Origin of the sequence: Halomonas halophila (assembly GCF_030406665.1) — a bacterium.
GTDB lineage: Bacteria > Pseudomonadota > Gammaproteobacteria > Pseudomonadales > Halomonadaceae > Halomonas > Halomonas halophila.
The window spans coordinates 1,385,094-1,397,099 of the sequence record NZ_CP129121.1 but is presented as its reverse complement, the minus strand read 5'-3'; the positions used below and the strand labels follow the sequence as shown (position 1 = coordinate 1,397,099).

11 protein-coding genes and 9 tRNA genes are annotated in these 12,006 nt (G+C 65.9%); 3 read left to right on the top strand and 17 right to left on the bottom strand.

The window, feature by feature from the left end; genetic code table 11:
• Window positions 1-10: 10 nt before the first annotated feature.
• The 17 genes from QWG60_RS06435 to QWG60_RS06355 all read right to left on the bottom strand — a co-directional run bounded on the left by QWG60_RS06435 (window position 11) and on the right by QWG60_RS06355 (window position 9,003).
• Window positions 11-1,801 carry a diguanylate cyclase gene (locus QWG60_RS06435; protein WP_146909566.1) on the bottom strand — a complete coding sequence of 597 codons (1,791 nt, stop codon included), beginning with the start codon at window positions 1,799-1,801 and terminating at the stop codon, window positions 11-13.
• A 144-nt stretch (window positions 1,802-1,945) separates the two neighbouring features.
• Window positions 1,946-2,272: a hypothetical protein gene (locus QWG60_RS06430; protein ID WP_146909564.1), complete on the bottom strand. Its 327-nt coding sequence runs from the start codon at window positions 2,270-2,272 to the stop codon at window positions 1,946-1,948.
• A gap of 649 nt (window positions 2,273-2,921) precedes the next feature.
• A complete protein-coding gene (locus QWG60_RS06425) occupies window positions 2,922-3,701 on the bottom strand; it encodes a glutaredoxin (RefSeq protein WP_046080108.1) in 780 nt (259 codons plus the stop codon).
• A 342-nt stretch (window positions 3,702-4,043) separates the two neighbouring features.
• Window positions 4,044-4,131, bottom strand: a tRNA-Ser gene (locus QWG60_RS06420).
• 122 nt (window positions 4,132-4,253) lie between these two features.
• Window positions 4,254-4,757 carry a YiiD C-terminal domain-containing protein gene (locus QWG60_RS06415; RefSeq protein ID WP_046080094.1) on the bottom strand — a complete coding sequence of 168 codons (504 nt, stop codon included), beginning with the start codon at window positions 4,755-4,757 and terminating at the stop codon, window positions 4,254-4,256.
• A 2-nt stretch (window positions 4,758-4,759) separates the two neighbouring features.
• Window positions 4,760-5,320: a nitroreductase family protein gene (locus QWG60_RS06410; protein ID WP_107180841.1), complete on the bottom strand. Its 561-nt coding sequence runs from the start codon at window positions 5,318-5,320 to the stop codon at window positions 4,760-4,762.
• Between the two features lie 94 nt (window positions 5,321-5,414).
• Entirely contained in the window at window positions 5,415-6,251 is an 837-nt protein-coding gene (queF, locus tag QWG60_RS06405) for an NADPH-dependent 7-cyano-7-deazaguanine reductase QueF (protein ID WP_046080092.1), read from the bottom strand.
• Between the two features lie 2 nt (window positions 6,252-6,253).
• Entirely contained in the window at window positions 6,254-7,027 is a 774-nt protein-coding gene (locus tag QWG60_RS06400) for an ABC transporter permease (RefSeq protein WP_107180842.1), read from the bottom strand.
• Window positions 7,024-7,980, bottom strand: coding sequence for an ABC transporter ATP-binding protein (locus QWG60_RS06395; RefSeq protein WP_046080090.1), 957 nt, complete (start codon window positions 7,978-7,980; stop codon window positions 7,024-7,026). The genes QWG60_RS06400 and QWG60_RS06395 overlap by 4 nt, the downstream gene beginning before the upstream one ends.
• Window positions 7,981-8,274: 294 nt before the next feature.
• Window positions 8,275-8,349 (bottom strand) — tRNA-Gly (locus tag QWG60_RS06390).
• 21 nt (window positions 8,350-8,370) lie between these two features.
• Window positions 8,371-8,446, bottom strand: a tRNA-Glu gene (locus tag QWG60_RS06385).
• 23 nt (window positions 8,447-8,469) lie between these two features.
• Window positions 8,470-8,544 (bottom strand) — tRNA-Gly (locus QWG60_RS06380).
• 23 nt (window positions 8,545-8,567) lie between these two features.
• Window positions 8,568-8,643: transfer RNA gene (locus QWG60_RS06375), tRNA-Glu, on the bottom strand.
• Between the two features lie 3 nt (window positions 8,644-8,646).
• A tRNA-Gly gene (locus QWG60_RS06370) sits at window positions 8,647-8,721 on the bottom strand.
• Between the two features lie 27 nt (window positions 8,722-8,748).
• Window positions 8,749-8,824 (bottom strand) — tRNA-Glu (locus QWG60_RS06365).
• Between the two features lie 4 nt (window positions 8,825-8,828).
• Window positions 8,829-8,903 (bottom strand) — tRNA-Gly (locus tag QWG60_RS06360).
• Between the two features lie 24 nt (window positions 8,904-8,927).
• Window positions 8,928-9,003: transfer RNA gene (locus QWG60_RS06355), tRNA-Glu, on the bottom strand.
• Between the two features lie 171 nt (window positions 9,004-9,174).
• On the opposite strand from QWG60_RS06355, the gene msrB reads away from it, so the two are divergent.
• From msrB to QWG60_RS06340, 3 genes are all read left to right on the top strand, one after another.
• Window positions 9,175-9,576 (top strand): peptide-methionine (R)-S-oxide reductase MsrB, encoded by a 402-nt coding sequence (gene msrB, locus QWG60_RS06350; RefSeq protein WP_146908182.1) that lies wholly within the window; start codon window positions 9,175-9,177, stop codon window positions 9,574-9,576.
• Window positions 9,577-9,652: 76 nt separating this feature from the next.
• Window positions 9,653-10,627 (top strand): ribosome biogenesis GTPase YlqF, encoded by a 975-nt coding sequence (ylqF, locus tag QWG60_RS06345; protein ID WP_146908180.1) that lies wholly within the window; start codon window positions 9,653-9,655, stop codon window positions 10,625-10,627.
• A 79-nt stretch (window positions 10,628-10,706) separates the two neighbouring features.
• Entirely contained in the window at window positions 10,707-11,936 is a 1,230-nt protein-coding gene (locus tag QWG60_RS06340) for a pyridoxal phosphate-dependent aminotransferase (protein ID WP_146908177.1), read from the top strand.
• Window positions 11,937-12,006 lie beyond the last annotated feature (70 nt).

The following is a 12,006-nucleotide window of genomic DNA, read 5'->3' as shown; positions in this document are numbered from 1 at the left end:
CGGCCGGCCATCACGAGCCTTCGGCGCGCCGCCGCTCGTCACGCTTGCTGGCATACATCGCCGCGTCCGCGCGGCGCATCAGCGACTCGAGGTCCTGGGTGCCGGAGGCATCGAAGCCGATCCCGATGCTGACGCCCACCCGGATCGCCGTGTCGTCCGAGAGCCGGACCGGCTGGCGGATCGCAGCATCCAGGCGCTGCTTCAGCGCCTCGACCTCCTCGAGGCCGCTCAGGTCCTCACACAGCACCAGGAACTCGTCGCCGCCGATGCGGGCGCAGTGGTCGTGCTGGCGTATCTGGTGGCGCAGCCGCCCGGCGATGACCTGGATGACGCTGTCGCCCGTGGCGTGGCCGAAGCGGTCGTTGATCGGCTTGAAGTCGTCGAGATCCAGCATCAGCACCGCCAACGGGCTGCCGTTCTTCTCGCGGCGCCCCCAGGCCGCCGCCGCGCGATCGGCCAGTCCGGTGCGGTTCAACAGCCCGGTCAGGGTGTCCTGGCGGGCCATCTCCTCGAGCTCCGCGGTGCGCTCGGCGACGCGCTTCTCGAGGATCGATTCCTGGGTCTTCAGCGATGCCACCAGCTGCGCCTGGGCCTTCTCCTTCTGGCGCTTGAGCGTATTGAAGCGCGCCGCCAGCGCGAAGGACAGCAGCAGCATCTCCAGCGCCGATCCCGCCTGGATGCCGTACAGCGTGAAGGCGTTCGAGGGAATGATGCCGAGATTGCGCAGGGCGAAGATCGACGCGCCCACCAGCAGGAAGGCCCAGGCCAGCACGAACAGCCTGGCGCCCGGCACGCGGCGGTAGGCACAGGTGACGGCACAGGCCAGCAGCGACAGGCAGGTCACCAGCCCGACCACGTCCATCAGCTGCAGGGCCCCGCGGCGCGGCAGAAGGCCGGCGCCGACCACGCCCGCCAGGCATGCCACCAGCAGCCAGCGCAGGGCCCGGTGCCAGCGCGGCGCGAAATGCCGGGTACGCAGGAACTGCTGGGCGAAGAGCGTGCCCAGCGCCGCCGAGAGCGTGAAGCCTAAGGTGACGAAGCGAACCGTCGCCTCGCCCAGCCCGCTCCACAGCAGCAATGGCCCGAGGCCGTTGGCGGTGATGACCGCCACGCAGAAGCTGCCGACGAACAGCGCATAGAGCAGGAACACGCGCTCCTGGAGCCCGACGAACAGCAGCAGGTTATAGGCGCCCAGCGCCACCAGCAGGCCGACGTAGGCGGAGAGCCAGAACATCTCCCGGTCGTTGGCGACCCGGAAGGCTTCGAGGCTCAGCAGCTCGACGCCGAGCGCCATGCTACCGGCGCTTTCCACTCTCGCCAGCAGCGTGGCGGTCTCGCCGGCCTCGAGATTCAGCGGAAAGGCGGGCAAGCGGTGCGCCACCGCCCGCCGCTCGGGCGGCACCACCAGCCCGCTCTGCCACACCTCCGCGATCGCGCCGCCCTGGACCCGATAGAGCGAGACGTGCTCCAGCAACGGATAGACGAAGCGCAGCACGGCCTCGCTCGCGCCATGCGCCCCGCCCGAGACCCGCAAGCGCAGCCACACCGGATGGCCGGTGTAGCCGATGCTCAGATCAGCCCTGGTCTCGACCGGCCGGAAGGCATCCTCCCGGCCGGCCAGCTCCTTTGCCTGCCACTGCCCTCCCGGATCGGCCAGCATGGCGACGCTCTCGATGCTCGGCGGCGGCCCCGACGACGCCATGGCGCCGGTGGAGAGCAAGAACAGCAGCACCATGGCCGCCAGCATCGGGCGCAGGCCGCACGACAGCAGGATATTCGGGAAGGAAACGCGCAGGATCATGCAGCATGAGCCTCGGAGGCGCCGGCAGGCCGGATACGGAAAGGCTACTCATGGAGGGGCCAAACAGGCAAACCGGAGGCTCAACGGCGGCACCGGACCTCCCTTAGCCAGTCAGCCGCCCCAGCCGTCATCGCGCAAGCGCGGTCAATCCCATCGCTCGTGCGCCTCTTCCCAGCGCTCTCTTTGACGCTCCCTGGCCTCCTCCCAGCGCTCACGTTCACGCTCACGTTCACGCTCACGACGCTCCTCCCGGCGTTCGTACGCCTCCTCGAGACGCTCCCGTTCCCACTCTCTCCTTCGCTCCCAGCGGTCATCGTCATCCCAGTCACGGTCTTCCCAGTCGCGATCACGGTGGTAGACATCGTCATCGATGATGATGGCCGGCACCGAGCTGATCCGGGCAGGCTGATAGCTGCATCCCACCAGGCTCGCCAGGGCAATGATGAACAGCAGCATATGAGGAAAACGCATGGTAACTCTCCCGGCGATGTGCGGCGGCAAGTGTCACCTGCAAGTTAACCGACATTGCCGGGATGCCCCTGTGGCAAAAAGGCAACAGCTGGAGGCAATATCGTGAAAGAACCCGTGGAGAGCCAGCCCTGCCTGCCACGGTGGCTAGAATGACCGTCGCTTCACTTCCCCACCGAGGACGTCATGATCGGAATCGCGAGGATTGGCGCCGCACTGGGGCTGCTGGGAACATTGGCCGGCTGCGTGGCGTACGCAGACGGATACGGTGGCTATGGAGGATACGAGGATCGACATCGCGGAGATGACTATCACCGGTACGGAACCCCTGTGCCCAGCGGCCACCAGCCACCGCCCGGTGAGTGCCGCATCTGGTATCCGGACCGGCCCGCCGGCCAGCAGCCACCGCCCGGCCCGTGCCATGAGCTTCGATATCAGGTACCCCCAGGGGCACGGTTGATCTCCGGGTAGTCGCTCCAGCTCGGCGAAGCCTGAAGCACGCCGAAGCTCGGTGTCACCCGGCCGCTCAGGGCGAAGCTGCCGGCCCCGATCATGCCTTCGCGCCCGCGGCAACCGCGCCCGCCGGCGTCGGGTTAGCCTCTTGGTATTCGGGTGTACGATCCGAGGACTCGGCCATCCGCCTACGTATCATTCACAGGATGAGCTGTTTCAGCGGCATCCAGAGCCCCATCCCCATCATGACCAGGTTCTCGGTCAAGGAGACGAAGCCCAGGGGCACGTTGCTGTTGCCGCCCACGCAGGCGCACTTGAGCTCCCGCTTGTCAATGTAGACGGCCTTGAAGACCGACACGGCCCCTACCGTGCCAATGAACAGCGCCAGTGGCGCCGCGAGCCAGATCAGGGCGCCTGCCAGCATCAGGATACCGGCCAGGGCCTCAGCGAAGGGGTAGACGTAGCCGTAAGGGACATGGCGCTGGGCGAGCAGGTCATAGTTGAGGAACATGGTGCTGAAGCTTTCGACATCCTGCAGCTTCTGGAGCCCCAGCAGCACCATGGCGGTGGCAACCGCATACTCGGGCATGCGTGGCGATACCAGAGTGCCACTGGCCGCCCAGCTCACCGCCAGGCCGATCAGCAAGGAAATCGCGAAGATGGCGATGACCGGCTGATAGGTGGTCTCCTTCTCGCCGGGCACGCTCATTCCCAGGTGGGCGCGAACCTCCTCATAGCCTCCTACGCGCTCCTCGCCGATGTAAACCTGGGGCGTGGTATCGACACCGGCCTGCTCCTTGAATTCCTCGATCGCGTCCCGCGAGGCGAGGGGGTGATCCTCGACCCGATAGCCCTTGCGCTTGAGCAGATCCACGGTCTTCAGGCCAAACGGACACAGGTGCTCGTCCGTCTTCATACGGTAGACACGGGCCGTCTTGTGCGGTGCGGAAGACGCCGATGAGACGCTGTTCATGGGCATTCACCTCCTTCAGTGCCTGACAGGCATTCGCGCGCGTGGCATTCATGGCCAGGCGCTTCGGCCATGGTTTCCATGAAACTTTTAGCCTAGAACCCTTGTGCGACCCAAAGGTCAAACCGCCTGCCTCGACTGGACCGCGTTGCCGAGCAGTTTCAGATCGGCCCAAGCATGACCTGTCATCCATGGAGGACGAACGGCGACATTGAACCTGAAAGTGTTCAGGAGATCCGGGGCGATTCCGGGACCGGGCATCGGAGCGACGCCGATGGGCAAAAGCGGGGGATGAGGAGGGACACAAACACAAAAAAGCCGCTGATGGCTCAGCGGCTTTTTTAGAATTCTTGGCGGAGGGGGAGGGATTCGAACCCTCGAAGCCTTTCGACTTACACACTTTCCAGGCGTGCTCCTTCGACCACTCGGACACCCCTCCGCATTTTGGCTCTCGAACCGTTTGGCTTGCTGCCTTTGCCTCGAGAACGGGGCGTATATTATCCACTTAAGTCCGTGTACGCAAGTGGTTTTTTCGATTTCTTGCAGATCGGGCCCGGTGGCTCAGCCTGCCGGGCGCACGGCGTAGTCGCCGCGGGCCTCGAGGCACAGGGTCTCGCCGCAGTACAGGCGCTGCACCAGGGCGATGCGCCCCCTGCCCCGCTCCGCCAGACGCTCCTCGAGGCGCGCCGGGCCGTCATCGCTCTCCGGCGTGCAGACCAGCCGATAGTCGCCGGTCACCGGCGCCAGGAAGCGCTGACTGGCCTCGGCCACCACCACGTCGCGCTCAACACCGTGACGCCGCAGCCAGAGCGTGGCCCAGCACCAGCCGAGCAGCGTGGTCTGGGCGGTCAGGGCACCGCCGAAGCCGGTGCCCTTGTCGTTGAGGCTCGGGGCGATGGCGAGCCGCCATTCCAGCGCCTCGCCGTCGCGCCGCATGGCCTCGATACCGAGATGCTCGACCATCGGGATGGCTTCGCGCAGCCAGGCCAGGAAGGCCGCCGGATCGTCTTCCCCGCCCGCCGACGGCAGCGGCAGGCGCGGATGGGGAACGCCGAGCTCGCGCATGCTCAGCTCCAGCGCTCGACGAAGGCGTCGAGGTCGTGCTCGGGCACCGGGCGGTGGCGGCCGCCGATCTGCCCCAGATAGAGGAAGCCGACCAGCTCGTCCTGCCCGGCCAGGCCGAGCCCTTCGCGCACGGTGGCGTCGAAGGCGTACTTGCCGGTGCGCCACATGGCGCCCAGGCACTGGGCGTGCGCGGCCAGCAGCAGGCCGTGGGCGGCGCAGCCGGCGGAGATCACCTGCTCGACCCGCGGCACCTTGGGCTCGTCCGGGGTGACCCTGGCGACCACGGCGATGATCATCGGTGCGCGCCTGGGCTTCTTGCGCGCGCCCTCGAGCACGGCCTCCGGGGCATCGGGGTTCTCGACCCGCTCGGCCTCGGCGAACAGCTCGCCGAGGCGGTCGAGCCCGTCGCCCGAGAACTCGATGAAGCGCCAGGGCCGGAGCTCCTTGTGGTCCGGAGCACGCAGCGCGGCCCGGTACATCGCCTCGAGCTGTTCCGCGTTGGGGGCCGGGGCCATCAGCTTGCCCATGGAGCTGCGTTGTTGCAGCAGCGTCATCGCATCCATCGGTGTCTCCTTGCCGAGGTCAGACGAGAAAGGTTCTCGATACTCTATCAAGCCGCTCGATGGCTGTCGTGCCGAGTCTGGTGGCGGAAAAGCCCTACTGTCTCGCCAGACGAAGCGGCGTCGGCGGCTGCTCCCCGGGGGTGCCGCGCCAGGGGCTGATGTCGAGGCCGCCGCGGCGCACGTAGCGCGCCAGCACCAGCAGCCGCTCAGGCTTCGCCCGTTCCATCAGGTCCATGAAGATGTGCTCGACGCAGTGCTCATGGAAGTCCTGATGCTGGCGATAGCCGATCAGGTAGCGCAGCAGGCCGTCGCGATCGAGGCGCGGCCCGCGGTAGCGGATCATCACGCTGCCCCAGTCGGGCTGGCCGGTGACCGGGCAGTTGGACTTGAGCAGGTGCGAATGCAGCGTTTCCTCGACGATCTCGTCGCCGGTGGCCAGATGCTCGGCGCTGGGCGTGTAGTCCTCGACCTCGATGTCACGCTCGTCGATGCACTCCCCCGGCAGGCGGCGCGGGGCGAGCGCCGCGTCGTCGACGCCGAACAGCTCCACGGCCACCGGCGCGCCGGCCGCGGCGGAGAGGTCGCGCTCCATGATCGCCCGGGCCTCGTCCTGCGAGGCCAGGCGGGTCTGGTTGAAGCTGTTGAGGTAGAGCTTCCACGACTTGGACTCGATCAGCCGCGGCGACTCGGCCGGCAGCCGGAAGCGCGCCACGGCGACGATGGGCTTGCCGCGGGCATTGAGCCAGGAGACCTCGAAGGCGTGCCATTCGTCCTCGCCGACGAACGGCAGCGCGCCCTCCTCGATGCCCAGCGGCGCGCGGTTGGCGGCGCGGGCAATCGGGTACAGCAGCCCGGCGTCGTAGTGCTCCGGGTAGGCGGACTCGCGGCCCAGCGGGGCCTCTGCGAGCGTCTCGGGTCGTTGGTGTGCCATGGTCAACTCCTGATGCCCTTGCCGTTGTTGAGCATCCACAGGGCGATGCCGAACAGTACCACGATGAAGCCGAGGATGGCGGTCAGGGCCCAGCCCACGGGGATGTCGGAGACGCCCAGGAAGCCGTATCGGAAGACGTTGACCATGTAGAGGATCGGGTTGAGCATCGAGGCGCCCTGCCAGAAGGCCGGCAGCAGCGAGATCGAGTAGAACACCCCGCCCAGGTAGGTCAGCGGCGTCAGCACGAAGGTCGGCACGATGGAGATGTCGTCGAACTTCTTGCCCAGCAGCGCGTTGATGAAGCCGCCGATGGCGAACAGCGCCGCGGTCAGCACCACCACCACGATGGTCAACAGCGGATGGGCCACGTCGATGCGGGTGAAGAACAGCGACACGAAGGTGACGATGACGCCCACGCCCAGGCCGCGCGCCATGCCGCCCAGCACGAAGCCGGCGAGGATGACCCAGTTGGGCATCGGCGAGACCATCATCTCCTCGACGCTGCGCTGGAACTTGTTGGAGAAGAAGCTCGAGGCGACGTTGGAGTAGCTGTTGGTGATCACCGCCATCATGATCAGGCCGGGCACGATGAAGTCCATGTAGCTGTAGCCATCCATGGCCCCAATGCGCGATCCGATCAGGTTGCCGAAGATGATGAAGTACATGGTCATGGTGATCGACGGCGGCAGCAGCGTCTGCGGCCAGATCCGGGTGAAGCGGCGGATCTCCTTGGACACCAGCGTCCAGAGGGCAATGGCGATCTGGGTGGCGTTCATGAACGGGCCTCCTGGTCGGATTTAGCGGATTTCTGCCCCTCTTCCACCATGGAGACGAACATTTCCTCGAGTCGGTTAGCGCGGTTGCGCATCGAGACCACTTCGATGCCCTGCTGACCCAGGGCGTCGAAGACGTCGTTCAGGCGCTGGCCGCGATGGACCATCACCGCCAGCTGGGCGTCGTCGGACTTGCGCACGTCGAAGCCGTCGATGGCGGGCGCTTCCTCGAGCGGATGCGCCAGGTCGAGCAGGAAGGTCTCGGTGTCCAGCTCGGCGAGCAGGTCGCGCACGCTGGTGTCACGGATGATCTCGCCGTGGTTGATAATGCCCACGCGCCGGCACAGGCTTTCGGCCTCTTCCAGGTAGTGGGTGGTGAGAATGATGGTGGTGCCTTCCTTCTCGTTGATGCGACGCATGTACTCCCACATGCTGCGGCGCAGTTCGATGTCGACCCCGGCGGTCGGCTCGTCGAGGATCAGCAGCTTGGGGCGGTGCATCAGGGCGCGGGCGATCATCAGCCGGCGCTTCATGCCGCCGGAGAGCATGCGGGCGCTGCCGTTGCGCTTGTCCCACAGCCCCAGGTCGCGCAGCAGCTCCTCGGCGCGCGGCAGGGCCTCGCGGCGCGACATGCCGTAGTAGCCGGCCTGGGCCAGCACGATGTCGATGACCTTCTCGAACTGGTTGAAGTTGAATTCCTGGGGCACCACGCCGAGATGATACTTCGCCTTGGCGAAGTCCTTGTCGATGTCGATGCCGAAGATCGAGACCTTGCCGGCCGTCTTCTGCACCAGCGAACAGACCACCCCGAGGGTGGTGGACTTGCCCGCACCGTTGGGGCCCAGCAGGGCGTAGAAGTCGCCCTGCTCGACATCGAGGTCGATGCCCTTGAGGGCTTGGAAGCCATTGCCGTAGACCTTGGTCAGGCCACGAATGGACAGCGCCGGTTCGGCCATGAGCAGTCCTGTGTACTTGGGTGAATGTCGTCGAAGGCCCACTATCATGGGGACGATTCCGCCAAATTCAATCGCGGGCGAACGAGTCGGGTGGCTTTGCAGAAAGCATGCGCTTGCGGCATGGCGAGGAAAGACGCCAGGGCACCAACACGACATCCCGGACAGGCGCATCAGGCCGGACCGGTGATCAGAGAAGTGCTTAAGACAATCTGGAGCGGGAAATGAGATCGACCGGGCTGGCGTTCCAGCTCGTGACGCGAGCCTTGGCCTGACCGGTGGAGAGAAACCTTCGAATGGAGCGGGAAACGAGATTCGAACTCGCGACCCTCGCCTTGGCAAGGCGATGCTCTACCACTGAGCTATTCCCGCTTGGAAGGAGGTACTACGTAGTGGCGTCCCATAGGGGGTTCGAACCCCTGTTACCGCCGTGAAAGGGCGGTGTCCTAGGCCACTAGACGAATGGGACGCAATCATTGCTCTATGAGCAAATGGAGCGGGAAACGAGATTCGAACTCGCGACCCTCGCCTTGGCAAGGCGATGCTCTACCACTGAGCTATTCCCGCTTAAACCTGGTGACACTGCGAAGTGGCGTCCCATAGGGGGTTCGAACCCCTGTTACCGCCGTGAAAGGGCGGTGTCCTGGACCACTAGACGAATGGGACGCATGGAGCGGGAAACGAGATTCGAACTCGCGACCCTCGCCTTGGCAAGGCGATGCTCTACCACTGAGCTATTCCCGCAGCTTTCGCATTGTCAAACACCGGAAGTGGTGTCCCATAGGGGGTTCGAACCCCTGTTACCGCCGTGAAAGGGCGGTGTCCTGGACCACTAGACGAATGGGACGCATTGGAGCGGGAAACGAGATTCGAACTCGCGACCCTCGCCTTGGCAAGGCGATGCTCTACCACTGAGCTATTCCCGCGCTCCGGTATCTCATCGAGAAGAGTGGCGTCCCATAGGGGGTTCGAACCCCTGTTACCGCCGTGAAAGGGCGGTGTCCTGGACCACTAGACGAATGGGACGCTGTGTCTCGCCTCGTCGAGATGGCGCGTATAGTACTGACACGACGGGAAAGTGTCAAGCGCGGGAGTGGCCCGACGATCTAGCGTTAACGATCGAGCTGGAAAAAACGTCGTGTCTTGATGTCACAATGAGGTGCACGCACCTGGCGACGCAACCGAGGAGTAGAGGCCATGCGCAAGAAGGTAGAGAAGAGCGAGGCCGAATGGCGTGAACAGCTCACCCCCGAGCAGTATCACGTGACCCGAGAGAAAGGCACCGAACGCCCCTTCTCGGGCGACTACGGAACCACCGACGAACACGGCATCTATCACTGCGTGTGCTGCCACGCGCCGCTGTTCGAGAACGAGCACAAGTTCAACGCCGGCTGCGGCTGGCCGAGCTTCGACCGCCCCCTGGCCAGCGGCTGCGTGGAACAGCAGGCGGACTCCAGCCACGGCATGCAGCGCGTCGAGGTGATCTGCGCCCGCTGCGATGCCCACCTCGGCCACGTCTTCCCCGACGGCCCGCAGGAGACCACCGGCCAGCGCTACTGCATCAACTCGGTGGCCATCGACTTCCACCCCGGCGAATAGAGTCTTCCCCCACCCTGCAGCGGCCGGCCATCTGCTATGATGGTCGGCCGTTTCATTTAGTAGCAGGAGAGGGATGATGCTCGGCTGGTACCCGGGACACATGAACAAGGCGCGCCGGCAGATTCTCGAGGCGCTGCCGGAGATCGACGTGGTGATCGAGGTGCTCGACGCCCGTCTGCCCTACTCCAGCGCCAACCCCATGCTGGCGGAACTCACTCGCCACAAGCCGGTGCTCAAGATCCTCTCTCGGGCCGATCTGGCCGACCCGGTGCGCACCAAGGAATGGACGGCCCATTTCGACGCCCAGCCCGACACCCGGGCGCTGGCGGTGACCACCACCCAGTCGCGCGAGCTCAAGCGCATTCCCAAGCTGTGCCACGAGCTGGCCGGCCAGGTGCGCGCCGACCGCGACGTGCGGGTGATGGTCATGGGCATTCCCAACGTCGGCAAGTCGACGCTGATCAACGGCCTGGCCGGACGCACCATCGCCAAGACCGGCAACGAGCCGGCGGTCACCAAGCGCCAGCAGAAGGTGCGCATCAACGGCCAGGTGGCGCTGATCGACACCCCCGGAGTGCTGTGGCCGAAGATCGAGGATCAGGCCAGCGCCTATCGACTGGCCGCCAGCGGGGCGATCCGCGACACCGCCATCGACTACGTCGACGTGGCCGTGGTGGCCGCCGCCGAGCTGGCCAAGCGCTATCCCGAGGCGTTCTCCGCCCGCTACAAGCTGAAGGCACTGCCTCCCTACGAGGGGCATCCGGACGCCGACCGGGTCGAGGCCGACGGCGACGCCCAGCTCGATCTGCTGGCCGAGGCCGGCTTCGACGGCCACGCCCTGCTCTCCACCATCGCCAGCAAGCGCGGCGGCCTGCGCGCCGGCGGCGAGGTCGATCTGCACCGCGGCGCCGAGGTCCTGCTGCACGAGCTGCGCGACGGCAAGCTCGGCCGCGTGAGCCTCGAGACCCCGGACGACATTCCGGCGGCTCCGCCCGAAGAGACCCCGGATGCCTCCGCCTCCGCCAGCGCCGACGACGAAGCGGCCGGCTGAGCCACACTGACGATTCTTCTTATCCCAAAGACGATCACCCCGCCGACCGGCGGCCCTGGACACCACTGGATTCGACCCCATGGACACTGCCTCGCTCAGGAAATCGCACAAGCTCGAAAACGTCTGCTACGACATCCGCGGCCCGGTGCTCGACCACGCCAAACGCCTGGAAGAGGAAGGCCAGCGCATCCTCAAGCTGAACATCGGCAACCCCGCGCCGTTCGGCTTCGAGGCCCCGGAGGAGATCCTCCAGGACGTGATGCGCAACCTGCCCACCGCTCAGGGCTACTGCGATTCCAAGGGGCTCTACTCGGCGCGCAAGGCGATCATGCAGGAGTGCCAGCGCAAGGGCATTCCCGGCGTCGGCGTCGAGGACGTGTTCGTCGGCAACGGGGTCTCCGAGCTGATCACCATCTCGCTCCAGGCGCTGCTCAACGACGGCGACGAGGTGCTGATCCCGGCGCCGGACTATCCGCTGTGGACCGCCGCCACCAACCTCTCCGGCGGCCGCGCCGTGCACTACCTGTGCGACGAGCAGGCGGACTGGGCACCGGATCTCGACGACATCCGCAAGAAGGTCACGGAACACACCCGGGCCATCGTCATCATCAACCCCAACAACCCCACCGGCGCCGTCTATCCGCCGGAGGTGGTGCGCGAGCTGCTGGCGATCGCCCACGAGCACAACCTGGTGGTGTTCTCCGACGAGATCTACGACAAGATCCTCTACGACGGCATCGAGCACGTCTCCACCGGCTCCCTGGCCGGCGACGACCAGCTGGTGGTGACCATGAACGGGCTGTCCAAGAGCTATCGCTGCGCCGGCTTCCGCAGCGGCTGGATGACGCTGTCGGGCAGCATCGCCAAGCAGCGCGCCCAGGACTACATCCAGGGCCTCAACATGCTGGCCTCGATGCGCCTGTGCGCCAACGTGCCGGCCCAGCACGCCATCCAGACCGCGCTGGGCGGCTACCAGTCGATCAACGACCTGGTGCTGCCCGGCGGCCGGCTGCTGGCCCAGCGCGACATCACCTTTGAAAAGCTGAACGCCATTCCCGGCGTGTCCTGCACCAAGGCCAAGGGCGCGCTCTACGCCTTCCCGCGTCTCGACCCCAAGGTATTCAACATCCAGGACGACCAGCAGCTGGTGCTCGACCTGCTGCTGCAGGAAAAGATCCTGCTGGTGCAGGGCACGGCCTTCAACTGGCCCGAGCCGGACCACGTGCGCATCGTCACCCTGCCCTGGGCCGAGCAGCTCGACGACGCCCTGGATCGCTTCGCGCGCTTCCTGTCGCGCTACCGCCAGTGAGCCCACGGCGACGCCGCGCTTGAAACCCTCGACGAAAGTCCGTATCTAAGCAGATGCTTCTACTCGCCGC

What these genes read in the sequence shown, in the direction of transcription:
- QWG60_RS06435 (WP_146909566.1), bottom strand. Translation starts at nt 1,801, where the DNA reads ATGATCCTGCGCGTTTCCTTCCCGAATATCCTGCTGTCGTGCGGCCTG.
- QWG60_RS06430 (WP_146909564.1), bottom strand. Translation starts at nt 2,272, where the DNA reads ATGCGTTTTCCTCATATGCTGCTGTTCATCATTGCCCTGGCGAGCCTG.
- QWG60_RS06425 (WP_046080108.1), bottom strand. Translation starts at nt 3,701, where the DNA reads ATGCCCATGAACAGCGTCTCATCGGCGTCTTCCGCACCGCACAAGACG.
- QWG60_RS06415 (WP_046080094.1), bottom strand. Translation starts at nt 4,757, where the DNA reads ATGCGCGAGCTCGGCGTTCCCCATCCGCGCCTGCCGCTGCCGTCGGCG.
- QWG60_RS06410 (WP_107180841.1), bottom strand. Translation starts at nt 5,320, where the DNA reads ATGGATGCGATGACGCTGCTGCAACAACGCAGCTCCATGGGCAAGCTG.
- queF (WP_046080092.1), bottom strand. Translation starts at nt 6,251, where the DNA reads ATGGCACACCAACGACCCGAGACGCTCGCAGAGGCCCCGCTGGGCCGC.
- QWG60_RS06400 (WP_107180842.1), bottom strand. Translation starts at nt 7,027, where the DNA reads ATGAACGCCACCCAGATCGCCATTGCCCTCTGGACGCTGGTGTCCAAG.
- QWG60_RS06395 (WP_046080090.1), bottom strand. Translation starts at nt 7,980, where the DNA reads ATGGCCGAACCGGCGCTGTCCATTCGTGGCCTGACCAAGGTCTACGGC.
- msrB (WP_146908182.1), top strand. Translation starts at nt 9,175, where the DNA reads ATGCGCAAGAAGGTAGAGAAGAGCGAGGCCGAATGGCGTGAACAGCTC.
- ylqF (WP_146908180.1), top strand. Translation starts at nt 9,653, where the DNA reads ATGCTCGGCTGGTACCCGGGACACATGAACAAGGCGCGCCGGCAGATT.
- QWG60_RS06340 (WP_146908177.1), top strand. Translation starts at nt 10,707, where the DNA reads ATGGACACTGCCTCGCTCAGGAAATCGCACAAGCTCGAAAACGTCTGC.